The organism is Methanophagales archaeon (assembly GCA_021159465.1).
GTDB lineage: Archaea > Halobacteriota > Syntropharchaeia > Alkanophagales > Methanospirareceae > G60ANME1.
The window spans coordinates 1-5,942 of the sequence record JAGGRR010000220.1 but is presented as its reverse complement, the minus strand read 5'-3'; the positions used below and the strand labels follow the sequence as shown (position 1 = coordinate 5,942).

At 47.6% G+C, this 5,942-nt stretch carries 1 protein-coding gene; it reads left to right on the top strand.

The window, feature by feature from the left end; translation table 11 throughout:
• On the top strand, positions 1-5,942 hold a 5,942-nt coding region (locus tag J7J01_09435), incomplete at both ends, for a PQQ-binding-like beta-propeller repeat protein (protein MCD6211085.1).

The window sequence follows — 5,942 nt, the reverse complement described above, 5'->3', positions numbered from 1 at the left end:
GGTAAGAGAGGCGGTGGAGGATGCCGCGCCCGGCACCGTTATATATGTGCACGAGGGGACTTATAACGCTTATTCATGTGTTTCACCTTGCATCTGCCCCTGGGACTACTACGTGTTGAACAGGGTTGACATCGTGGATAAGAACAACATCACGCTCATCGGCGACGGCTGGAATACCGTGTTGAACTCTAACTTTCCATGCACTCATGATGGGCGCTGGAAGATACCGCTCATCAACATTATAAATTCAAGCAATATCACCATTATGAACCTTGCATTGATAGAAAGCGGAATTGAACATGAATTGATTCACATAGAAAATTCAAGAGATATAACAATAGACAATTGTAAAATCAGGAGTACGAGAGGAATATTAATTGCTTATTCACTTATCAATACTCCAGTAGTAATAATAAAAAATTCCACATACTGCCGTTTTTCAAACAATCTTATTTATTCGATAGAGGGGTATGATTCCAATCATATGACTCATAACTATGGAACAAATCCTGCAATTTTTCTGGACTCGCATTCAAGTAATAATCTCTTCTTTGATAACACATTCTGCAAAGTGTTGAGGGGTATAAGGGTTGAAGGTAACCACAATAAAATGTATCATAACAATTTCTACCGCGAGCATGCACTTGATTACTTGCAACTGCGCAAATATTGGAATAGTGCTTCACTGAGAAACTGGACTGAGAACAAGGTGTCGCCAATCGTATCTGATGCGGGTAGTGGCAATCTATGGGATTCCAATTACTGGGGCGAGCATTTTGTAGTAGCGAACTTCGACATGTATCTCAACGGTGCAACACGAACTAAGAACTTTTCGGGCGTATGGCGGAGTTGCTATCCTCGGAAAGACAACAACAGTGATGGTATATACGATAAGTGGTATGCGAGTCCGGACCCTGTTTATGGAAACCCTGTGATAGACCATTATCCTGCGATAGAACCGTTCAACACGGAACTTGATGCGAGCATTGAGGGTTTTGTCGTCCCCAACAGGATATACAGGGGAGTGAATAATTCGGTATATGTGCTTATAAGGCGAAAGGCGGGAATTGGTCTGATTAATGAAAGCAAATTCAACATCATGCTGCTCGCGAGAAAGGATGGCACATGGTACGAAATAAGCAACACCACACTACATATAGGAGGCATATTTGAAGGATTTGATGTGTCTAAGCGTTCAGTGCTCTTGTGGAAGCCCGAAGATGCTGGAGAATATGAGATAAAAGCGAGAATCACATCGGATATAGAGGACATAAACGCGCCGAATAACGAGTTCGCAGTGAAAGTGGAAGTGGATGATGCGCCCTCATTTGTCAGAAGCTTGAGGGAGCAGTGGCGTCCGCCAGATGTGAAGAAGCCGCGCAGGAATGCAATATCACCTGCGATTGCGGTGATGGCTGCTTTTGCGCGTGGCAGTGACTCCCAGCGCTATGGTTGGTTTGATGACAGAAGTGGGCAGTGGGTGAAAGATTCACTCAGATACGGAGCGGAGATATCGCTGCGAAGCGCTGGAGAATGGGCTGCGAGAACGATGTCTGTGGTGGCTTCGGGGGGAAGACCTCACGATTTCGCAGGCATAAACTTCATCGGTGCTACTGAGCGCTTCTACAACGGAGCTAACATGAGCGGATACGATGTTGCGTGGAACGATGCATACACGCTGATGGCGCTTGCATCCACGAGGAGAACATTCAAAAGTGAGATTGTGGAGAATGTCACAAGAGACCTCGTAAGCAAGCAGCATGAGGACGGACACTGGGAGTTCGTTGGAGCGTATATGGAAGGAAAGGCGAGCGATACAGCGGTAGCGGTGCAGGCGTTGTGCGCAGTTCGCCCATTCCTGAACGGACCGCTGAGAGATGCTGTTGATGCGAGCATTGAGAAGGGTTTGAGTTATCTGCGTGATGTGCAGAAAGAAGATGGAAGCTTCTCAAGATTCGGTGATGATCCTTCTGCGATTGCGACTGCAAGAGTTTTGCAGGCGTTCATCGCCGCCGGTTATAACGATGGCGATAGCACCGTTGTCAGCGGAGCATCTGAATATCTAAGCAGCAGCGAGCAGAATATAGAGTTAGAGCGTTATCTGTTCTTTGTGAATGCTTCAATTTTTGTTGAAGAGCTTAACAATGGAACATTGAACAGAACATTGCCCGTGCTGCACAGCATATTTGAGGATTATCATCTGGAATTCACGGGAAACAGCTCTGAGGTGAGTGTGGAGGTCATTAATGCGAGCGGGACATGGAAAGTGAAGGATGAGGAGAACAGGCATATTTACATGTTCCGTGCAGGTGAAACAGAGGAGTTTGGTCGTGTAATACACATATATGAAGTTCTGAGCGGATGGAATGACCTGCCTGTGGATGAATACAACATGCGAATAACCGCATTGAACGGTGAGCCATATCCGGTGGCAATAGAGATACTGCGGGAGAGACCGCTTCCGGATTTGAGCGTTGAGCGTGTGGATGCGCCCGCATATGCAATAGAAGGGGCAAACTGCACAATATCAGCGTTCGTGAAGAACAATGGCGGTGTAATACCCGTTACGCTGATTGACAGCGGAAAGGCAGTGAGCAGGATGCAAACAGGAGACGTGTGGGCGGAAGGCATGAAGACCGTGTCGTTCAAATGGCGCCCTGAAAGCGCAGGTCCACATAACATAACCGTGTTTGCTGACTATTTTAACGAAGTGGAAGAGCGAGATGAGAGTAACAACGCATTCTCAATCAATATTCGTGTGAAACATCCTGACCTGGTGCCTCTGGAGATGCATGCAGAGACGAGCATCGTGAACCTGACAAATGAGGTTGTCGTGAAAATAAGAGGAAGAACGGACGAAAGGTTCAGTGTTGCGCTGTACGATGAAAACGATGAAAAAGAGCTGCAGGATATGAAGGAGATAAATGGGATAGGGAGCGAGAACAGGGAAGGAATTGTTGAAGTCTCCCTTAACTGGACGCCTTCTCATGTCGGTGTTCACAATCTCACTGTCTTCGTTGACTGCAATGACGCCGTGCAGGAATCAAATGAGAACAACAATAAACTCACGAAGATGATGTGGGTGAGCTCTCCGGACCTTAATGTCAGGGAGATGCGGGTTCCCACAATATATGCGAATGCCACAAACCCCATATATGTTGAGATAGGCGGTGTTGCGAGGTGCTTCAATGTCTCGCTTCTCATCTGCAATATCAGTGGAGGAAACGGTGGAAACCGCACTGGCATCGGCAACGGTGTTTGTGATGCATGGCATCTCGAGGACAGGCAGAATCTACGAGCTGAGCGGGCTGATGAGCGTTTTGATGTCGTGCTGCACTGGAAACCCAACAGAACGGGAGAATACAAAGTGAGAGTGTTTGTTGATTCTGATAATGAGGTGATAGAACGAGATGAAACGAACAACAACGAAACAGAGTTCGTAAATGTTGTGCTTCCGGACCTCAAGCCTATGAATGTTGTGCTGCCACCTCACATATTCTTCAACGAATCAAATAGGATAAAACTGAACATAAGCGGTGCGGGCGACAATTTCAATGTATCCATGATGATTAATGGAAGTATTGAGAACGAGAGCGAGGAGATTATGCGGCATGTTGACACATTTTACGGGAACACTACTGTTGAGTTCAACTGGATTCCCGGGCGAATAGGCACGCTAAATATATCGTTTTTCGTTGATTGCAACGATTCGATGTATGAATCAAATGAGACGAACAATAATCTGACGGTAAAAGTGGATGTTGTGGAGAGGGTTCCTGTAGAAATCATAGCGCCGAAGGGCGGAGAGAGATGGAAAGGCGTGAGGAAGATAAGGTGGAGCGCTCCTCCTTTCAACAGAACACTTTACATAAATCTCTGGTATAGCCCGGACAGGGGTAGGAGATGGTTTGAGGTTGCTCATGCAATTGAGAACAGAGGCGAATATTCATGGGACACACGGAATGTCGCTGATGGTTTTGACTACAAGATAAAAGTGGAAGCATACGGTGAGTATGCATACGGAGAAGCAGTGTCAAACACATTCATGATACTGAATTCAGGTGCTGAGAAGTCATGGTCTGGATTCCATACGAACGCAGGATTCGCACTTACAACAACACCCAAAGCTCCGACACTCCTGTGGTGCAGTGCAGATGTGGGTGCGGTGCCCTCATCATCGCTTATCACCGTGAACAACAGGATATATGCGTTCTGCTGCGACGGCACGAGCGGATGGGTGACATGCCTGGATGCGGAGGATGGTTCAATGATATGGAAATCCTCACCGAAGGGTCTGTGGGGATACGGCTCATGGCTCACACCCGCGTTTTACAACGGTAAAATATATGTGCCGATGCGCGGCACTGTTATCCTCATGAAGACGGAAGAAGCTTCTGCAGAGCCGAAAGGAAGTGTTCCTGCGGTTGCACTGCACGAGATAGATGCGAATTCTGGCAATTCACAAGTGCGATACTACCTTGCTGGCAGAGCGAACGAGGACATAGGAGGAGTGAACGGAGGTGCTCTCGCAGCATGCAACAGTGTGTTTTTCGGCACATACAAGAACGGCACTTATTACTGCTATCGTGTTGACGGCACGAACAGATACAATTTCACGGGTGAATATGCATGCAGGGTTGCAGGAGTAAAAGATGTTGATTTTGTGGCGGTAGAGGACCCTGGTGGTATGCTTGGCTGGAAATATTCAGGCGGAGTTTCATCATGGAAATCGGGAGAACATGCGTGGTCGTTGAAGGTGAGCGAGGGGGCTGCGATGTCAACACCAGGAGCTGCACTTGGCAACCTCTATCTCGGCTCCGCCGATTACATGGGGTCCTCAGGAGGAGCTCTGTATTGTGTGAATCCCGAGACTGGCGAGGAGAAATGGAAGCATGGGTTCCCGTCAGGCGTTTATTCCTCAATCACGACTGTGGGAGGCGAGGTTTACCTGACAACCTACGGGTTCTACGAATCCACATCCGGCATATATTGTGTGGATGCACATGAAGGTTCATTGATATGGAATAAAGAATGGCAAAATAATGGAAGACCGACGGATTCAACACCCGCATATGCGTCTTTTGATGAAGGCTCTTTCGTTTATATCGCAGGTGCCGGCTGGGGTAGTGACAATTATGTGACGTGTTTTGATGTGGAAGAGAGCCGTTCTTATGGAAGAGGGGTGATAAAATGGGACCTTCCATCGGAAGGTAAAGAGGGCAACATAAAGGATGAAGAAGGGAAGTGGCATCGCATCGGTCATTGGACGAACTCTCCCGTTGTATCAATAGATAAAAAGGTGTTTGCTGGTGAGCCGGGTGGTGGTATGGTGCCTGATTATGCGGGCTTATGGTGTCTCGATGCATTGACAGGTGAGCTTAAATGGCGCACCGATTATGGTGGCTCAACAGTGGCTATAGTGGAAGGCACGATTTACACAACAGGTGGGGGTAAAGTGTGGGCAATCGGCTCGCTGAAGAAGCCAGATATTGTTGTTGATGAAATTGATGCTGAGGAAGCGGGGAAGAAAATATGTGGTGGCATTGAAACGCACGTTAATGTATGGGTGAAGAACGTAGGCGATGCGCCTGTGAATGAATCGTTTAATGTTTCGCTCTCATACAGCTGCGGTGGGGGTTACGGCGGAGGAACAATAGGAAACGAAACAGTGGATGCGCCGCTTGAGCCTGGAAAGCGTAAAGCAGTGGAATTCCGGTGGATTCCTCCTGAAGTCTCACAACAAACGAATTGCACGCTGCAGGCGGAGGCAAATGCGGATAGAAAAGCATACGAATCGGATCTGACAAACAACATGCTCACCGAGAATGTGACCGTTTATCCGATGATGCCAGATATAGAATTAGTGAAGATAGATGCACCTGCTCATGCGGAAGTTGGCGAATCCTGCAGTATAAGGGTGGAGGTGCGGAACAACGGCGCAG